Annotated in this window: 16 protein-coding genes, 1 tRNA gene, 1 other RNA gene and 3 pseudogenes; 14 read left to right on the top strand and 7 right to left on the bottom strand. The window is 40.0% G+C overall.

Annotated features, from left to right (window positions below):
* Positions 1-22: 22 nt before the first annotated feature.
* Positions 23-322, bottom strand: coding sequence for a hypothetical protein (locus HFK82_RS09010; RefSeq protein WP_239472507.1), 300 nt, complete (start codon positions 320-322; stop codon positions 23-25).
* 93 nt (positions 323-415) lie between these two features.
* Positions 416-780: pseudogene (locus HFK82_RS06055) on the bottom strand (transposase); the annotation flags it as partial.
* 199 nt (positions 781-979) lie between these two features.
* On the opposite strand from HFK82_RS06055, the gene HFK82_RS06050 reads away from it, so the two are divergent.
* From HFK82_RS06050 to rsmA, 7 genes and pseudogenes are all read left to right on the top strand, one after another.
* Positions 980-2,776, top strand: a complete 1,797-nt coding sequence (locus HFK82_RS06050) for a heavy metal translocating P-type ATPase (RefSeq protein WP_168261152.1) — start codon at positions 980-982, stop codon at positions 2,774-2,776.
* A 713-nt stretch (positions 2,777-3,489) separates the two neighbouring features.
* Positions 3,490-3,738 carry a transposase gene (locus tag HFK82_RS06045; RefSeq protein WP_014295356.1) on the top strand — a complete coding sequence of 83 codons (249 nt, stop codon included), beginning with the start codon at positions 3,490-3,492 and terminating at the stop codon, positions 3,736-3,738.
* 143 nt (positions 3,739-3,881) lie between these two features.
* Positions 3,882-4,025 (top strand): annotated as a pseudogene (locus HFK82_RS09315) (ISLre2 family transposase); the annotation flags it as partial.
* A gap of 430 nt (positions 4,026-4,455) precedes the next feature.
* Positions 4,456-4,590, top strand: a complete 135-nt coding sequence (gene rpmH, locus HFK82_RS06040) for a 50S ribosomal protein L34 (RefSeq protein WP_002885866.1) — start codon at positions 4,456-4,458, stop codon at positions 4,588-4,590.
* 149 nt (positions 4,591-4,739) lie between these two features.
* On the top strand, positions 4,740-5,513 hold the full coding sequence (locus HFK82_RS06035; RefSeq protein ID WP_168261151.1) for a TatD family hydrolase: 774 nt from the start codon (positions 4,740-4,742) through the stop codon (positions 5,511-5,513).
* The gene (rnmV, locus tag HFK82_RS06030; protein WP_293695337.1) at positions 5,506-6,075 is read left to right on the top strand and encodes a ribonuclease M5; all 570 of its coding nucleotides are present in this window, start codon (positions 5,506-5,508) and stop codon (positions 6,073-6,075) included. Before HFK82_RS06035 ends, rnmV begins: the two co-directional genes overlap by 8 nt.
* 89 nt (positions 6,076-6,164) lie before the next feature.
* Complete coding sequence (gene rsmA / locus HFK82_RS06025; protein ID WP_168261149.1) at positions 6,165-7,037, top strand: 16S rRNA (adenine(1518)-N(6)/adenine(1519)-N(6))-dimethyltransferase RsmA; 873 nt, start codon at positions 6,165-6,167, stop codon at positions 7,035-7,037.
* A 56-nt stretch (positions 7,038-7,093) separates the two neighbouring features.
* Here the strand turns inward: rsmA and HFK82_RS06020 are convergent, their stop codons facing one another.
* Together HFK82_RS06020 and HFK82_RS06015 are read right to left on the bottom strand one after the other, a co-directional pair.
* A complete protein-coding gene (locus HFK82_RS06020) occupies positions 7,094-7,954 on the bottom strand; it encodes an RluA family pseudouridine synthase (RefSeq protein ID WP_168261148.1) in 861 nt (286 codons plus the stop codon).
* 50 nt (positions 7,955-8,004) lie between these two features.
* Complete coding sequence (locus tag HFK82_RS06015; protein ID WP_168261147.1) at positions 8,005-8,202, bottom strand: hypothetical protein; 198 nt, start codon at positions 8,200-8,202, stop codon at positions 8,005-8,007.
* A 151-nt stretch (positions 8,203-8,353) separates the two neighbouring features.
* Between HFK82_RS06015 and pbp2a the strand changes: the two genes are divergently transcribed.
* The 7 genes and pseudogenes from pbp2a (at position 8,354) to HFK82_RS05980 (ending at position 16,806) form a co-directional block, all read left to right on the top strand.
* Positions 8,354-10,666 (top strand): penicillin-binding protein PBP2A, encoded by a 2,313-nt coding sequence (pbp2a, locus tag HFK82_RS06010; protein WP_168261146.1) that lies wholly within the window; start codon positions 8,354-8,356, stop codon positions 10,664-10,666.
* A gap of 47 nt (positions 10,667-10,713) precedes the next feature.
* Entirely contained in the window at positions 10,714-10,866 is a 153-nt protein-coding gene (rpmG, locus tag HFK82_RS06005; RefSeq protein ID WP_003067827.1) for a 50S ribosomal protein L33, read from the top strand.
* Between the two features lie 42 nt (positions 10,867-10,908).
* Positions 10,909-11,085 (top strand): preprotein translocase subunit SecE, encoded by a 177-nt coding sequence (gene secE, locus HFK82_RS06000; RefSeq protein ID WP_167829286.1) that lies wholly within the window; start codon positions 10,909-10,911, stop codon positions 11,083-11,085.
* Positions 11,086-11,231: 146 nt separating this feature from the next.
* A complete protein-coding gene (gene nusG / locus HFK82_RS05995) occupies positions 11,232-11,771 on the top strand; it encodes a transcription termination/antitermination protein NusG (protein WP_154454841.1) in 540 nt (179 codons plus the stop codon).
* Between the two features lie 140 nt (positions 11,772-11,911).
* Complete coding sequence (locus tag HFK82_RS05990; RefSeq protein ID WP_154454842.1) at positions 11,912-12,757, top strand: patatin-like phospholipase family protein; 846 nt, start codon at positions 11,912-11,914, stop codon at positions 12,755-12,757.
* A gap of 79 nt (positions 12,758-12,836) precedes the next feature.
* Positions 12,837-15,338, top strand: coding sequence for a leucine--tRNA ligase (leuS, locus tag HFK82_RS05985; RefSeq protein ID WP_168261145.1), 2,502 nt, complete (start codon positions 12,837-12,839; stop codon positions 15,336-15,338).
* A 608-nt stretch (positions 15,339-15,946) separates the two neighbouring features.
* Positions 15,947-16,806, top strand: a pseudogene (locus tag HFK82_RS05980) (IS982 family transposase).
* 535 nt (positions 16,807-17,341) lie between these two features.
* Here HFK82_RS05980 and HFK82_RS05975 read toward each other — a convergent pair.
* The 3 genes from HFK82_RS05975 to HFK82_RS05965 all read right to left on the bottom strand — a co-directional run bounded on the left by HFK82_RS05975 (position 17,342) and on the right by HFK82_RS05965 (position 18,953).
* A tRNA-Lys gene (locus tag HFK82_RS05975) sits at positions 17,342-17,414 on the bottom strand.
* Position 17,415: 1 nt separating this feature from the next.
* Positions 17,416-17,608, bottom strand: a non-coding RNA gene (ssrS, locus tag HFK82_RS05970) — 6S RNA.
* A gap of 76 nt (positions 17,609-17,684) precedes the next feature.
* Positions 17,685-18,953: a replication-associated recombination protein A gene (locus HFK82_RS05965; protein ID WP_154454845.1), complete on the bottom strand. Its 1,269-nt coding sequence runs from the start codon at positions 18,951-18,953 to the stop codon at positions 17,685-17,687.
* Between the last annotated feature and the right edge of the window lie 27 nt (positions 18,954-18,980).

Here is an 18,980-nt window from a genome sequence, read left to right as displayed (position 1 = left end):
TTTACCACTGTGAAAAAGTCTGCTAAAATGCGATTTTTAAAGTAAGCAGTTTGATTATTGTGGAAAAAATGTCAAAACCACTTAAATAATCACTTGTACGATTTAAAGCAACAGTCAAATCAGATGAAACAGCCTCCGTTTCTTGTGCAATATTATTTTCAAAAATTTTAGGAAGAAAGTAAACTAAAGCAGTCATTAAAATACTAACCGCAAGTAGTAGCCAATGAAAATAAATGATAGCAAAAGCGTTAAATAGCACAGTTATAATACTTTCAATGGCGCTGTATAACTGATTAAAACCGTTATCTTTTAATAAATTCATGTCATTAATTAACCATGAATTGTATTCGTCCTTGCTATGATGAGAGTTACCTGCATATGAATCGCTCTTTGTCAACTGTAATAGGTGTCAAAGTTAAACTCTAGCGAGAACAAATGATGTTCTCGATTTTTTGATGTTTAAAGCGAGGTAAATGCGTTTTTTAAAGTTGTCAAAGTTCCTGTAACCAAAAGTGTTTCGTTTAATATCTTTGATGAGTTTGTTAGTAGCTTCAGGTTTGACGTTAGAATAAGGGAGTAGCATTAGTGATGTATTTCTGATAACGGATAAAGGTTGTAGTAATTTTTAAGTTGCGGTACGTGTTTGAAAAATCTTTTTAAATACTCTTTAGATATTAGAGTTTCTCTGAAAGTCCTTGAATAAAAAGCATTGGGCGATAATTTTCGACTATCCTTTTGAATGAGTTTCCAGTAATATTTTAGAACACGGTATTCAAGAGATTTTTTCACGCCCATAAATAGTCACTTACTGCATTCTATGAAGTTAGATAAAAGTCACACTATGATAATAAGATATATTGACTTAGCTCAGTAAAATATTTGTTGCACTTAATAATTTGATTTTTATTTAGAATCATTATAAATAGTAGTTTTTTTGGAACTATTATAATATAATAAAAGTAAGAAAGAGGTGAATAGAATGTCAAACTTCAAAAAATTACTTACAACTCTAACTATTGCACTATGTGCATTGGTTATTAATTTTATTCTTCATAAACCAGATTTGGCCTACATTCTAGTGGCTATTGCCGGCGGTATTATGTCTTTATCAATGCTTATTGATATGATTAAGACTTTAAAATCTGGTCAGTACGGTGTTGATATTCTAGCTATTTCAGCTATTATTGCTACCTTACTTGTTGGTGATTATTGGGCTAGTCTTATGATTCTCATCATGCTTACAGGTGGGGAAAGTCTTGAAGATTATGCCAGTAAACAGGCCAGTCGTGAATTACGAAGTCTTCTTGATAATAGTCCCAAAATTGCACATCGCTTGATTGGACACGAGTTGGAAGATGTTCCTGTTGAAGCTTTAAAAATTGGTGATGTAGTCGTCGTTAGACCTGATGAGATGGTGCCAGTAGATGGACGTATTTTACGTGGAGAATCTGATTTTAATGAAGCCTCACTGACTGGTGAATCTAAACCAATTGAAAAGAAGGTTGGAGATAATATTTTATCTGGTTCTATGAATGGTTCAAATTCTATCCAATTTGAAGTTACTTCACTGGCTGAAGATAGTCAATACCAACAATTGGTGAGATTGGTAAAAGAGTCAACTTCAAATCCTGCACCATTTGTTAGACTTGCTGATCGCTATTCAATTCCTTTTACAGTCATTGCTTATGTAATCGGTGGATTTGCTTGGTTTGTCTCAAAAGATCCAGTGCGTTTTGCTCAAGTCCTTGTTGTAGCTTCGCCATGTCCCCTAATATTAGCAGCTCCTGTAGCACTGGTTGCTGGCATGAGTCAAGCATCAAAGAACGGGATTATTATTAGAACAGGGACAACCCTAGAAAAGTTGTCTGGTGCAAAATCTGTAGCTTTTGATAAGACGGGTACTATTACACAAGGAAACCTAGCTGTCAATCAAATCATCGCAGTTGAAGGGACCACGGAAGAAGAACTCATTCAGCTTGCAGCAAGTCTTGAACAAAATTCATCACATATCTTAGCACGTTCACTAGTACAATACGCTAAAAGTAAAGGTATTACATTTTTACCTGTCACATCAGCAACTGAAGTAACGGCTCAAGGTATCATAGGAAAGATTTCAGGTAATGAAGTTTCAGCAGGCAAACCGAGCCTTATCAAAAACTTTAGTTCTGAAAATCTTTCAAAAGAAACTAGCATTTATGTTGGTAAAAACGGTCATCTACTCGGATATATTACTTTTAAGGACTCCGTTCGACCTGAAGCCAAGGAAACAATGCAAAAACTCCAACAAATGGATGTTAAAAACCTAGTTATGCTCACTGGAGATAAATATTCAGTCGCTAAGGAAATAGCAGAGCAGGTTGGTATTAATAAAGTCTTCGCAGATTGCTTACCGCAGGATAAAATTAAGCACTTAAAAGATATTGAAGTCCAAAATGGACCAGTTTTAATGGTGGGAGATGGTGTAAATGATGCCCCAGCCCTTGTAACCGCAGATGTCGGAATTGCTATGGGTGCTCATGGATCAACAGCAGCAAGTGAGAACGCAGATGTTGTCATCATGAAAGATGATTTGAGTAAGGTTGCACAAGTTATTGCTATTGCAAAACACACCATGAAAATCGCTAAACAATCTGTTTTAATTGGTTTATTTGTTTGTTTAGTGCTGATGGTCATTGCAGCAACAGGTGTCATCCCAACTTTATTAGGAGCTATGCTTCAAGAAGTTGTTGATACTGTTTCAATTCTCTCAGCATTACGAGCACGTAAAAATGTGTGATATAATTGCTTGAGATTCAATCTGTCAATTAAATTAGACATAAAAATCTATGTTAGATTAGATGATACACTACCAAGTTAGAAAAATAATAAGTTGAAAAGTATTGCTTTCATCAGATAATAACTAATGATGCCATATAGTGTATAAAATAAAAATATAGCCTATTTTAAGAAAAGGGATGAAGTTGGATTGTATTCAAAAGTATTTTTTATCATAGTTTGATTTTTGAAAGTTGGTATTATAAAAACACTTCTAATTGTTAGATTCTATATTGACAATTAGGAGTGTCTTTCAAACTAGGGTAATCTTGTTATGATAATCATTAATCATAATATTTATCAATTATAGTATGTTAACTTTTATAATAATATTCGAGCTAAATTTGACATTGAAGTTAATATGTAGCAGTAACTTTTCAAATTGTAATGTTAAGATAAAAGATGAAAGCTAGAATGGATAAGAATAACGAGGTCTAATATGCATAGACTAGTTGCTAATAGTTTCTCCATGGTGATCATATGTTCTGAAGAAGTTTTTTGTGGTAGAAGATGACTTGAAGACCTATTTTTTAGATATTTAATTCCTACTACAAGTGTAGTAATAAGAGCTATAAGTATAATTGTTATAACCAATAAATTTGACCTGATATAATTAAGTTGTAACACCTGTGTATAGTTTGGTAAAATACATACATAATCCAAGGAGATGTTACAATGACAAATAATCGTTACGAGCCTGAGCTCAAACAAAAGGTTCTTCGCCTCTATCTGGAAGAGGGACGAACCAAGAAAAGCCTGACCGAAGAATATAATCTTGGACAAGGCACGCTGACATACTGGTTACAGCAATACCGCAAAGAATGCGATAACAGCCCAACAAAACGGGAAGAATCTGATTCATACGAAGTTGCAAAAAAGCTACGCAAAGAAATTGAAGAACTCAAAAAGGAAAATGATTTTTAAAAAAAAGCGGCAGCATTCTTTGCGAAGGAAATCGATTAGCTCAGTACCAGTTCATCCAGAAATATCAACAGACATTTGGGGTCAGATGGCTTCTTAGAAGAATGAACATCTGTCCAAATGCTTACTATAATTATCTTAAAAACAAAAAACATGAATACTATCAAAATCAACGTTTAAGCGTTGGTTATCTCCGAGAAGCGAAGGAACAAACGATATTTAAATCACGCAAAATTTTTCAACGTGCTGGGAAATTTACTTCTCTTGACCGCCAAAAATTTAAGTATTAAAAACTTTAAAATTTTTTGGATTTTAAGGCTTTTTTAAGTTGTTTTTGTTTGCATTTTTCTGACAATTTTGTTATAATATCATTGTAGAAAATCAAAAAAAGGAGCAGAAGCGGGTAACTTCTACTCCACCGATTAAGACAAATCTACACTTTGCTTAATCAGTCTGAAGTTATTGTAACACAAAAAAAGCCAATAAAGTCAAGACTGAAGCAAGGAAACCTTTGTTTCGGTATTTTTTTTTGAAAAAATTCAACAGAGAAATCTCTTGATTTATAGGCTTGATGATTATTCTCAAAAAAATAGACACAAACAAAAGAGCGGTACAGCTTGACAGGATGCCATTCTTGTTATAAAATAATAAGGTATGTTTAGTAACTGATCAAAAATAGCCGGCTAAACGAATACGAAAATCTATGAGGAGGTAATCACTGTGAAACGTACTTATCAACCAAGTAAAATTCGTCGTCAACGTAAGCATGGCTTCCGTCACCGTATGTCGACTAAAAACGGTCGTCGTGTCCTAGCTGCACGTCGTCGTAAAGGACGTAAAGTTTTATCTGCTTAATTGATAGAATAAACCATACCATCAGTGCTCGAGACTGATGGTATTTTCGTTTGCTTGAAAGTGCAGCTCTTTTGTGAACCTAGTGTCAGGATACCTTTTCGTGAAGTATGTTATAATAAAAACGAGAAAAAAGAGGAATAGACTAATACATGATAACGATTTTTGATACACACACGCATTTAAACGCTGACGATTTTGTTGGGCGTGAAGATGAAGAATTGGCGCTAGCTAAGGAAATGGGCGTCACTCGGCACAATGTGGTTGGTTTTGATGCACCAACGATTAAACGTGCCCTTGATTTGGCTGAAAAATACCCTGAAGTTTATGCTACAATTGGTTGGCATCCGACAGAAGCTGGGTCTTACAATCAAGAAGTGGAGGATATGATTGTCGCCCACTTGTCACATCCAAAAGTGATTGGTCTAGGTGAGATTGGATTGGATTATTATTGGATGGAAGACCCGAAAGATGTTCAGATTGAGATTTTCAAGCGTCAGATTCAATTATCAAAAGACCATGATTTGCCTTTCATCGTCCACACCCGCGATGCCCTAGAAGACACCTATCAAGTTATCAAAGAGGCAGGTGTTGGCCCTCGTGGTGGGATTATTCATTCTTTTTCAGGGTCTTTGGAAATGGCAGAGCGTTTTATCGAGCTTGGTATGATGATTTCATTTTCAGGGGTTGTCACTTTTAAAAAAGCCCTTGATGTGCAAGAAGCTGCGCAAAAATTGCCGTTGGATAAGATTTTGGTGGAAACAGATGCCCCATACCTTGCCCCTGTTCCAAAACGTGGACGTGAAAACCGCACGGCTTATACTCGCTATGTTGTAGATAAAATCGCAGAACTCCGTGGCTTGAGTGTGGAAGAAGTGGCACAAGCGACAACAGAAAATGCAAAGAGGTTGTTTGATTGTGACTGAGAAAATTAAAATTCAAGAAGTGGTTGTGGTTGAAGGCAAGGACGACACAGCCAATTTGCGTCGTTTCTACGATGTGGACACCTACGAAACACGAGGTTCTGCTATCAATGATGACGACCTTGAGCGTATTGACAAATTAAATGATCTTCGTGGGGTTATTGTCTTTACCGACCCAGATTACAACGGCGAACGCATTCGTAAAATCATCATGAATGCCATCCCAAATGTGAAACACGCCTTTTTAAATCGTGATGAGGCGGCTCCCAAGTCAAAAACAAAAGGGCGCTCGCTCGGTGTCGAACACGCCAGTTTTGATGATTTGCAAAAGGCTTTGTCAGGTGTGTTGGGGCATTTTGATGACGATGACCAGTTTGACATCACGAAAACAGACTTAATGCGCTTGGGGCTTTTAATGGGAGCAGATAGCCGTAAACGTCGCGAATATTTGGGCGAAAAGCTTCGTATTGGTTATAGCAACGGCAAACAACTTCTCAAACGCTTAGAGCTCTTTGACATTACTTTGGCCGAAGTAGAAGAAACGATGGCAACATATGAGGGCTGACTTTTTAAGAGTCTTCTGTGTTCTATACTAAGATTGATAGAAACGAAAGGAAAGAAAAGTCCCCACGTTTTGGTTGGGGAATATTGATTATGAGAATTGCAGATTATAGCGTGACGCGTGCTATTCTTGAGCGTCATGGGTTTACCTTTAAAAAATCATTTGGACAGAACTTTTTGACAGATACCAATATTCTTCAAAAGATTGTAGATACAGCGGAGATTGACAAGGGTGTCAACGTGATTGAAATTGGTCCTGGTATCGGTGCTTTGACGGAATTTTTGGCGGAAAATGCTGCTGAAGTCATGGCTTTTGAAATTGACGACCGTTTGATTCCGATTTTGGCGGATACGCTCCGCGATTTTGACAACGTCAAAGTCATCAACGGAGACATTTTGAAAGCTGATTTGCAAAGCCATATCAAATCATTTGCAAATCCCGATTTGCCTATCAAGGTGGTCGCAAATCTGCCTTACTACATCACCACACCTATCTTGATGCATTTGATTGAGTCAAAAATCCCATTTGCGGAATTTGTCGTGATGATGCAAAAAGAAGTGGCAGACCGTATTTCAGCTGAGCCAAATATCAAGGCTTATGGGTCATTGTCAATCGCGGTGCAATATTACATGACAGCCAAGGTGGCTTTCATCGTGCCTCGCACGGTCTTTGTGCCTGCACCGAACGTGGATTCAGCTATTTTGAAAATGACACGCCGTGAGCAACCTCTTGTTCAAGTGAAAGATGAAGATTTCTTCTTCCGCATTGCTAAAATCAGCTTTGTTCACCGCCGCAAGACCCTTTGGAATAATTTGACTAGCCATTTTGGAAAAGCTGAGGAAACCAAGGCTAAATTGGAACAAGCGCTTGACATGGCAGATATCAAACCGTCTGTTCGTGGCGAAGCCCTTTCTATTGCGGATTTTGCTAGATTGGCAGACGCTTTAAAAGAAGCTGGTTTGTAAGTTTTAAGACGACTAAAAACAAGACTCAACTGCGTTTGGGTCTTGTTTTTTTGAATCTAAGAAAGGCCTGCTTCAAACGTGTCAGAATGGGCTTCGACGCTGATTTTTTGCAGGGTTAAGGGATGTGTAAAACTGAGTTTGTGGGCGTGCAGCATGAGGCGGTCATCGGACACATGGCTGTACAAAGGGTCCCCAATAATGGGATAATGATGCGCTGACAAATGCACTCGAATTTGGTGCGTTCGCCCTGTTTTTAAGCGGCAGCGAACCAGACTTCCCTTTGAAAAAACTTTTAAACGGTCCACGATAGTAATGGCGCGCTGGCCATTTTTAGGGTCGACTACTCGTTTGCGGCGGTCATGACGGTGGCGCCCAATCTTATCTTGAAAAACTTGGTGTTTTGGCTCAAAAGTCCCCTGAACCAAGGACCAATATTCACGAGAAATGTCCTTGTTTTCCAACAAACGGTTTAAAATAGGCAGGATAAAAGGGTTTTTGGCAAATAAAATAGCTCCGCTGGTTTCCTTGTCCAAACGGTGCACCACGTAGCAGGTTTGCCCTACATAAGCCGAAACATGGTTAAGCAGAGCCATTTCTGTTGGTTCATTACCGTGTGTTTTCATGCCTTCGGGCTTGTTGACGATGATAATGTGTTCGTCTTGATACAGGCAATCCACCAATTTAGCTTGTCCCAAGGGAATGTCTTTTTGCGAATAATCTTCCTCATCAAAGGTCAGCTGGATGCTGTCGCCTGTTTGCACCAAACTTTGCCAATTAATGGTTTCTCCGTTGATGAGCAGGTGTTTTTTGGTGCGCAAAAAATGCCGAATTTTCCGAGGAATCAGCAGGTGCTCTTCTAAGAGTTCCTTGACCGTGCAGTCTGGGTAGGGATTGGTAAATGTGTAAGATGTAGTCATAACTCTATTATACCAAAAAAAAACGCACCTCAACGAGATGCGCTAAAGCCCTATTTGCTTTCATTTTCTTTGAGCCAAGCATGGTATTTTTCCACCAAGTTGACCGCCATTTGGCTTGCTACTGCGACAGAATAAGCTTCTGTTCCTTCGGTTTCGCTTTCAGAAACTTCAATCTTTGTTTCATCGTAGATGGTTTTTAGACTTTCAGGAGAAAGTGTTTTTTTAAATGCTTCAAATTCTTTGTTCATGATAAGCAATTCCTTTCTAATATCTTTGTCTGACCAGATATCTCTACCCTACCATTTTATCATAAAACCTTAAAAATAGAATGAAAACGTTATAACAAATGACATCCTTTTCATTTCTGACGATTTTAAGGGAAATTGCTATAATGGAATTATGACACATTTAAAAAGAATTAAAGAAAGCTTTCTGTCCTTTGTTAGGCGCTTGACAGGAAGGGAATCTTCTCAGGAAGAGGACCGTAATTTTGAAGAGTGGCTCAACGAGGAAGAAAGTCCTGAAGACGTTACTGACCATTCTCAAGAAGGAGAGGCTGCACCACGCTATCAGCGAAGCCGTGCGCACCAAGATAAAATCAAGCATTATCCCGCTTGGGTGCAAAAAATCCTGCGGTTTGTACCCTCTCCTCAGAATCCCATCCGCCGTTTTTGGCGCCGTTACCATATTGGTAAAATACTGCTGATTTTGGCGGGGATAGCGACCTTGGCGATTGGTTCTTACCTTTATTTGGTTGCTAAATCAACCAACGTTTCTGATTTGCAAGATGCCTTGAAGGCTACCACTGTCATCTACGATAAAAATGATGAGCAAATTGGCTCGCTGTCGGGACAAAAAGGAACTTATGTGGACCTTGACAATATCAGCGATTACATGAAAGAAGCGGTTATTGCCACGGAGGATAGAACCTTTTACCAAAATAGCGGTATCAATTACTCGCGTTTCTTGTTGGCAGTCTTTACGTTTGGGCGTTTTGGTGGTGGTTCGACCATTACGCAACAATTGGCGAAAAATGCTTACCTGAGCCAAGAACAGACCGTCACGCGTAAAGCCAAGGAATTTTTCCTAGCGCTAGAGTTGACCAAAAAATACAGCAAAGACGACATCTTGACCATGTATTTGAACAATGCGTATTTTGGTAATTCGGTTTGGGGTGTTGAAGATGCCAGTCAAAAATACTTTGGTACTGACGCTGAGAATTTGACCTTGGAGCAATCGGCTATTTTGGCTGGAATGTTGAAGGGGCCTGAGATTTACAACCCATATTACTCAGTGGAGAATGCAACCAACCGAAGGAATACGGTCTTGCAGGCCATGGTTCACGCTGGTAAAATCACGCAAGAACAAGCTGATGAGGCCTCACAAGTGGATATTGCCAGTGAGTTGCACGATACTTATACAGGAACTTCTGATAGTTATCAGTACCCGTCTTACTTTGATGCGGTTATTCAAGAAGCAGAGCAAAAATACAATCTGTCAGAAAATGATATTGTCAACAATGGCTATAAAATCTATACGGAGTTAGACCAAAATTATCAAGACAATATGCAGGCTGTTTTTGACGACACGAGTTATTTCCCAACGTCAAGTTATGATGGTCAAAGCGCTCAAGGAGCCAGCGTCGCAATGGATCCCGCAACTGGTGCTGTGCGTAGTTTAGTTGGGCGTGTGAGCTCAAGTTCGGCTTCCTTTAGAAGTTTCAACTACGCGACCCAAGCCTCACGTAGCCCAGGATCAACCATTAAACCGTTGGTGGTTTACACTCCAGCCGTCGCGGCGGGCTATTCGATTACGACGGAATTGCCAAATACCGTGCAAGATTACGATGGCTATGATCCTGGAAACTATGGTGGCGTTGAAACAGCTGATGTTCCTATGTATCAAGCCTTGGCTAATTCTTACAATATTCCAGCTGTTTATTTGCTCAATAAAATCGGTATCAGCAAGGGTATTACTTACGGTGAGAAATTCGGTCTGAACATGAAGAAGGTCAAGGAAGAACTGGGTATCGCGCTGGGTGGCGGTGTCACAACCAACCCGCTTGAAATGGCCCAGGCCTATTCAACCTTTGCCAATGACGGTATCATGCCAACGGCTCATTTGATTTCACGTATTGAAAATGCCAGCGGTGAAGTCATTGCACAGTTTAAACAAGACCAAAAACGCGTGATTAGCCAAACTGTTGCGGACAAGATGACCAGCATGATGTTAGGAACCTTTTCAAATGGTTCTGCTATCAATGCCAATGCTTATGGTTATACCATGGCAGGAAAAACAGGTACGGTTGAAACAAGCTTCAATGACAATTTGACGAGCGACCAGTGGGTGATTGGTTACACGCCTGATGTGGTGATTGCCCAGTGGCTAGGCTATGATTCGACGGACGAAAATCACTACCTGACAGATGCCAGCTCGGGAACAGCCTCAACGATTTTCAGTGCTGTTGCCAATCGCATCTTGCCATACACCGCAGGTACTGCCTTTACTGTTGAAAATGCTTATAGTCAAAACGGTTACGACTTGATTTATAGTGCCAACGCGTCTGACACTGACACTAGCCCATCATCTAGCTCAGATAACTTTTTGGATAAGGTTCAAGAATCAGCACAAACCGCCAAGGAAAAGATAGGTCAAGCCGTTCAAGACGTTTGGGACAATGTTTCCAACTGGTTTAATAGACGAACGAATTAAAACTTGATAAAATGATAAAAAGATGATAGGATGATATTGGAGGCATTATGGCACAGAAAAAAGCAAGTTTAGCTTGTACAGAGTGTGGGAGCCGTAACTACTCTATCGGAGTGAGCAGCAACCCTAAACCTGTACGTTTAGAAGTCAATAAATATTGTAAACATTGTAAGAAATACACGTTACACAAAGAAACACGTTAATATTAAGGCGATTACGTAACGAGTGTGAAGGAGGAGCGATCCGTGGGATTTATTAAGGGAGTTTTTGCGGTTTTAAGAGATACAACATGGCCAGATCGTAGACAACGTTGGAGAGATTTTATTTCTGTATTAGAGTATACAGCGTTTTTTACACTTGCGATTTATATCTTTGATAAACTACTCTCGTTGGGAGTAACGGACTTATTGAACCGTTTTTAGGTAGAATAACAAAAAGTGGTGGGACTTCCCATCACTTTTTTTGTGGTTTCCCCGAGTCCATCATTGACAGAGAACGCCTTTTTATTCTATAATGAAAGAAAAAACGAAGCAAAGAGCCCTCAGGGCTTTTTATAGTGGAGGAAAAGATGCTAGATTCATTTGATAAAGGCTGGTTTGTGCTACAAACTTACTCTGGGTATGAAAATAAAGTGAAAGAAACCCTTTTGCAACGTGCCCAAACCTACAATATGTTGGACAATATTTTGCGCGTGGAAATCCCAACGCAAACTGTCAATGTTGAGAAAAACGGGAAAGTCAAAGAAGTTGAAGAAAACCGTTTCCCTGGTTATGTCTTGGTTGAGATGGTTATGACAGACGAAGCTTGGTTTGTTGTGCGTAACACACCAAACGTTACAGGATTTGTTGGGTCACACGGTAACCGTTCAAAACCAACACCGCTCTTGGAAGAAGAAATCCGCTCAATTCTCATCTCAATGGGTCAAACGGTTGATGTGATTGATACCAACATTAAAGAAGGTGACGTGGTTCAAATCATTGATGGTGCCTTTATGGGACAAGAAGGTCGCGTCGTTGAAATTGAAAACAACAAAGTGAAATTGATGATTAATATGTTTGGAACAGAAACACAAGCAGAATTGGAACTTTACCAAATCGCTGAACTGTAAACAAGCGTCATGATTAAGCTAGGGTGAATGCTCTAGCTTTTTTGTTGGTCGGTGGCTAAAAATGATATCGGCATTGTGTGCTTTTGCCAATCATTTGATATACTGTACATAGTTATATACAAGAATAAAGGAGTCTGTAAATGTCTGTTGGTTTAGTATTAGAAGGTGGGGGAATGCGTGGGCTTTACACGGCTGGCGTTCTCGATGCATTTTTAGATGCTGGTATCAAGGTTGACGGGATAGTCGCGGTATCAGCTGGGGCACTTTTTGGGGTGAATTTTTTATCTAAGCAAAAGGGCAGAGCTCTCCGTTACAATCAAAAATACGCTTCTTATCCTAACTACATGGGCCTTCGTTCTTGGTTACGAACGGGCAATGTGGTCAACAAAGAATTTGCTTATTACAAGGTTCCCATGGAATTAGATGTTTTTGATGAGGAAACCTTTGAGCAATCTGGTGTTCCTTTTTACGTCACTGTCACCAATCTTGAAACAGGTAAGGCAGAATACCACAAGATTGACAATGTGTTTGAGCAAATGGAGTTGTTTCGTGCCAGTTCGGCCTTGCCAGTAGCCTCAAAAATTGTTGAGTGGCAGGGCAAACATTACCTTGATGGTGGCTTGTCAGACAGCATTCCTGTTGATTTTGCCAAAAGCCTTGGCTTTGATAAACTCATCGTGGTCTTGACACGTCCGCTTGATTACCGCAAAAAAGCGTCTAGTGGTCGCCTTTACAAGTTGCTTTATAGGCATTACCCTAACTTTGTCGAAGTGGCTTCCAAACGTTACCAATACTATAATGACACGCTGGAGCACATTATTGATTTGGAGCAGAAGGGGCAAGTTTTTGCGATTAGACCAAGCCAACCATTAGAGATTGGACGTCTGGAAACCAACCCTGACAAGTTTGAAGAGATTTATCAGATTGGCTTGAAACAAGCCAAAGCAGATATGGCGAGCTTACAAGCTTATTTATCGAAGGCATGAAGTCCCCAGTGATTTCGCCTTTTTTCTTTGTTATTTTCATGGTATAATAGAAGCTATACTATGAACATGGAGAAATGACATGGCAACTTACAATCACAAAGAAATTGAGAAAAAATGGCAGGCTCATTGGGCTGACAATCATACGTTCAAAACAGGAACAGACGCTGATAAACCAAACTTTTACGCGTTGGATATGTTTCCTTACCCGTCAGGTGCAGGGCTTCACGTTGGACACCCAGAAGGCTACACAGCAACTGATATTTTGAGTCGTTTCAAACGTGCACAAGGCTATAACGTGCTTCACCCAATGGGATGGGACGCTTTTGGACTTCCTGCTGAGCAATACGCGATGGATACAGGAAATGACCCAGCTGAATTTACAGCGCAAAACATCGCTAACTTCAAACGCCAAATCAATGCACTTGGTTTCTCATACGACTGGGACCGTGAAGTAAATACCACTGACCCTAGCTACTACAAATGGACACAGTGGATTTTCACAAAATTGTATGAAAAAGGCTTGGCATACGAAGCTGAAGTGCCTGTTAACTGGGTTGAAGAATTGGGAACAGCCATCGCCAACGAAGAAGTGCTTCCTGACGGTACTTCTGAACGTGGAGGGTACCCAGTTGTCCGCAAACCAATGCGTCAATGGATGCTTAAAATCACAGCTTATGCAGAGCGCTTGCTAGAAGATTTGGAAGACCTTGACTGGCCTGAATCAATCAAAGATATGCAACGCAACTGGATTGGTAAATCAACAGGTGCCAATGTGACCTTCAAAGTGAAGGACACAGACCAAGATTTCACAGTCTTTACCACTCGTCCTGATACTCTTTTTGGTGCGACTTATGCTGTTTTAGCACCTGAACACCCATTGGTTGATGCTATTACAACGCCTGAACAAGCACAAGCTGTGGCAGATTACAAACACCAAGCAAGCCTCAAATCTGACCTTGCGCGTACAGACCTTGCTAAAGAAAAAACAGGTGTTTGGACAGGTAGCTATGCGATCAATCCTGTCAATGGTCGTGAAATGCCAATTTGGATTGCAGATTATGTGCTTGTGAGCTATGGAACTGGTGCTATCATGGCTGTTCCTGCCCACGACACACGCGACTGGGAATTCGCTAAACAATTCAATCTAGATATTATCCCAGTACTTGAAGGCGGCAATGTTGAAGAAGAAGCTTACACAGAAGACGGTATTCACATCAATTCTGGCTTCCTAGACGGTCTTGACAAAGCGCAAGCCATTGACAAAATGGTCGAATGGCTCGAAGCTGAAGGAGTGGGAAATAAAAAAGTCACTTACCGTTTACGCGACTGGCTCTTTTCACGCCAACGCTACTGGGGTGAACCAATTCCAATCGTTCACTGGGAAGATGGCACAACCACTGCCCTTCCAGAAGACCAACTTCCTCTGGTCTTGCCAGTAACTAAGGACATTAAACCTTCAGGAACAGGGGAGTCACCACTAGCTAACTTGACAGATTGGTTAGAAGTTACTCGTGAAGACGGTGTTAAAGGGCGCCGTGAAACCAATACCATGCCACAATGGGCAGGTTCAAGCTGGTACTTCCTACGCTACATCGACCCGCATAACGACGAAAAACTAGCTGACGAAGAATTATTGAAACAATGGTTGCCAGTTGATATTTACATCGGTGGTGCCGAACACGCCGTGCTTCACTTGCTTTACGCTCGCTTCTGGCACAAATTCCTTTATGATTTAGGCGTTGTTCCAACCAAAGAACCGTTCCAAAAACTCTTTAACCAAGGGATGATTTTGGGAACAAGCTACCGCGACCACCGTGGAGCCCTTGTACCAACAGACAAGGTTGAAAAACGCGATGGGTTATTCTTCAACATCGAAACTGGCGAAGAATTGGAACAAGCACCAGCTAAAATGTCTAAATCATTGAAAAACGTTGTCAACCCTGACGACGTAGTTGAACGCTATGGTGCCGACACATTGCGCGTGTATGAAATGTTTATGGGACCATTGGACGCTTCTATCGCTTGGTCTGAAGAAGGTCTTGAAGGCTCACGTAAGTTCCTTGACCGCGTTTACCGCCTGTTGACAACCAAAGATATCGTTGCTGACAATAACGGTACTTTAGACAAGGTTTACAATGAAACCGTTAAAGCCGTTACAGAACAGCTCGAAGCCATGAAATTCAACACAGCGATTGCACAATTGATGGTCTTTGTAAACAGCGCCAACAAAGAAGACAAACTCTTTGTAGATTACGCCAAAGGCTTCATTCAATTGTTGGCTCCATTTGCCCCACACCTTGCTGAAGAATTGTGGCAAAACGTGACCCAATCAGGTGAAAGCATTTCATACGTGGCATGGCCAACATGGGATGAATCAAAACTTGTTGAAAACGACGTTGAAATTGTCATCCAAATCAAAGGAAAAGTACGAGCTAAATTGGTCGTACCAAAAGACGCAAGTCGCGAAGAACTCGAAAAACTCGCCCTTTCCAATGACAAGATTCAAGCTGAAATCGCAGGCAAAGATATCGTCAAAGTTATTGCTGTCCCTAACAAACTTGTCAACATCGTTGTCAAATAAAGTAAAATAACCTTTAACCTCCTGATTTTTGTCAGGAGGTTTTATGTTTCATTTATCGACAAGCGAGCTATGTTTTAATACCGATGCTAAATAAAATAACAGTGTTATAATATGTCACTCTGTTGAAGCAGTAAGGTATATTAATGCTCAGGGGACTTGAGCCTAGCTCGAGCCCCTTTTTTAGTACCTTATAGATATTATACAACATCACATAGGTTAAAAACTAAACAGCATAAACTGTTGCAACGTGACCTGCATATTGAGATTGGTGAGCTATTGCTAGTTTTGCAGAACCTGGATAAGTAGCATGCCAGCTGCTTTCCCAACCAGTTGTTTTGCATTTCCATTGATAACCAAATCCACCGACAATATTTGTTTTTTCATTAGTAAGTAAGCTTTTTCATCATAATTTCCTCCTGCTAGTTAGGGTAAGACATACCATGTGACACTTAAATGTTTCTATAAGGTGAATAAAGTTTTACTAGTAATTATTTACTTTCTCGCTTATCGCTTATTATGATATACCCGTGGTGCTAGTTAAATTTAAGACACGAAAAAAGCCCAAATGGACTATACTGTAAGTGACAACTAAACAGGAGGTAGTCCAAATGAGCCATTTACAGTATACCGCTAAATCTCATCATTTACAATGGGATATGAAGCCATTAAAACAATTTTGTACTCTTATTTATCGTCAATACAGTCCCAAGTTATTGCGTGAACGCCACAATATCAAACTTTGTAAAACAAAAGATAGTTCTATTTAGTTCTCTTATTTTTACAAGTAGAGTTAGGTATTCGGTCTCAGCGTAAGTTTTACCGTATGTGTCAGTTATTTATTGGTAGTAGTGGATTAGAACGTACGCGATTTTATCGTCGTGCAAAATATTTGCTTCCTCTATTTAAACTAATCAGACAAGCGCTAACAAAACGAATACCTAAAGATGAGCTTGTTATTGTAGATAGCTTTCCACTTCCTGTTTGTCTTCCAGTTAGAAATTTTAAAACTAGGATTTTTCGGGACGAACAGGCTGATATTTCCTTTAATTCAGCTAAACAAATGTGGTTTTATGGTTTCAAGGTGCATATGTTGGTAACCTTATCAGGTTACGTTGTGAACTACCTCGTGACACCTGCATCAACCCATGATAGTAAAGTCTGTGAGGAATTACCAGAAGATACCAATTTTCCTATTATTTTAGCGGATTTAGGCTATACTAGCCAATCATTGAAGCAACGATTAGCACAAAAAGGATACCAGCTTTGGACACCGTTACGTCAAAACATAAGCGAAGCTAAACATCATGATAATTGGAAATTAATGGCTAAACGACGAACTATTGAAACGAGATTTTCGGTACTCTGTACAGAATTTGATATTCAAAGCCCCCTTGTTCGTAGCTTATGCGGACTGGAACTGTGGTTAGAAAGTATTATTTGGGTTTATAATTTGAGATTTTTCAACTAGCACCACGGGTAGCTATTATATTTACTATATCGATTTTAGTACAACTATTTTCAGATACATTGATTCTCTATAGATTTAAAAAATAAAATCTGAAATTCAATGGAAGGGATATTTAGACTAATATCAAGAATTGTGATTTTTTTTACTGCACTATAAAAGCGAACAACATTGGTTAGAACTCCCACTTGTTCGCTTTTATTTATGGTTAGTTAAAAATTGGGTAAAGTTTACATTTTAGGTAAAGATTATGCAGTAACAACAATAAAGTGAAATTATTCTGTGTCGGTTGTTTCTGAATCATTATCGTTAAATTTATCTATAGTATCTTGATATATTTGTTTAAATGTTTCGTATTGAAGCTCACTTTTAGAGTTTTCTTTTATGATTTGGTCTACCGAGGTATTATTTATATCTGCCATTATAATAAAACCCAAAATAAGACTTCTCATTTCTTATTTTATTATAAAATCGCAACAAATTGATTTTAGAACAAGCAAAAAGCCCTAAACAAAGGGCTTTTTCTTATGATGTTTAATCCTCCCTATAGGGCTCGAACCTATGACCCATGGATTAAGAGTCCACTGCTCTACCAACTGAGCTAAGGAAGGACGATAAGCTGTATTGGCACCGTGATTCACGATTTGTATTGAACCCGCAATTACACTAGCAGGTGGGCAACTCTCTCTAACTTAGCTGCTTCCGCGTGTGACGGCTTGCATACTGTTAGAAGACTACTGTTTCCCTAAATACAAATATTCAGTCGGTCAACACATTGATGTGAATTCGCATGCCACAGCATAACCTATGTTTATATAATAGCACTTTTTGAAAATTTTTCAAGAGATAACCTGCTTTTTTCTCCAGAGTGTTTAAATACCTTACCGAGAAAGCTTATCAATACGCTCTTTGTTAGCAGCCAGTGCTCGCTCGTATTTACCTGTTTGATTGGGGTCAAAATAGTTTTTTCCGAACAATTTATCGGGTAAGTACTGTTGGTTGACCCATTTTTCGGGGTAGTTATGAGGGTACTTGTAGTCTTGGGCATTTCCTAATTCTTTGCTGCTAGCGTAATGCCCGTCCCGCAAATGGCGTGGAATAGGCAAGGTGCCGTTTTGGTGCAAGTCAGCAATGGCTTGGTCAATCGCGACCATGGCAGAATTGGATTTTGGTGATAGGGCTAAATCAATCACCACATTGGCAATCAAGATGCGGGCTTCAGGAAAGCCAATTTTTTGAGCAGCTTCAAGGGCTGTAACGGTGTGTATCTGGGCATCGGGATTTGCCAATCCGATATCTTCATAAGCAATGACGGTCAACCGTCTGGCTAAGCTTGGCAAATCTCCAGCTTCAATCAGACGTGCGGCATAATGAAGGCTGGCGTTGACATCAGAGCCACGGATGGATTTTTGTAGGGCGGACAAGACATCGTAGTGCCCATCTCCGTCTTTATCCATGGTAATATAGCTGCGCTGCAAGCTATTTTCAACGGTGCCAAGACTAATGTGACGGCTATTTTGGTTGTCTGGTTTGGTTGACATGACTGCCAAATCAAGCGAGTTAAAAGCAGAACGTAGGTCACCATTTGTTGCTGTCGCAATAAAATCAATGGCGTCTTCATCCATCACCACGTCAACCTCAAAACCACGTTCCTTGTTTGTCAGTGCGATTTGAAGAGCTTGCTTGATGTCTTCTGTGGATAAGGGCTCCAATTCAAAAATCTGAACGCGTGAGCGAATGGCAGGTGTGACAGAAAAGAATGGATTTTCCGTTGTCGCTCCAATCATAATAATGTTACCATTTTCAAGCAAGGGCAAGAGAAAATCTTGCTTGGTTTTGTCAAGACGGTGGATTTCGTCAAGCAACAGCACCAAACCACCAGAAAATTTAGCTTCCTCGGCGATTTCTTGCAGGCGTTTTTTGGTGTCTGTCGTGGCATTAAAAGTCCGAAAAGCGTATTTGGTTGTGCCTGCGATAGCACTAGCAATTGAGGTCTTCCCAATGCCAGGAGGACCGTAAAGAATCATCGATGATAGCCGATTGGCTTCAACCATACGGCGAATAATTTTTCCTTCCCCAACCAGATGTTTTTGCCCGATCACCTGGTCAATCGTCTTGGGGCGCATACGCAAAGCGAGATTATTTGGCATGACGAATTTCCCCCTAGTGTTGTATTT

Origin of the sequence: Streptococcus alactolyticus, assembly GCF_012277075.1 — a bacterium.
In the GTDB taxonomy this organism is placed as follows: Bacteria; Bacillota; Bacilli; order Lactobacillales; family Streptococcaceae; genus Streptococcus; species Streptococcus alactolyticus.
Note: the sequence above shows the minus strand (reverse complement) of the source record. Positions and strands in the feature narration are given on the sequence as shown.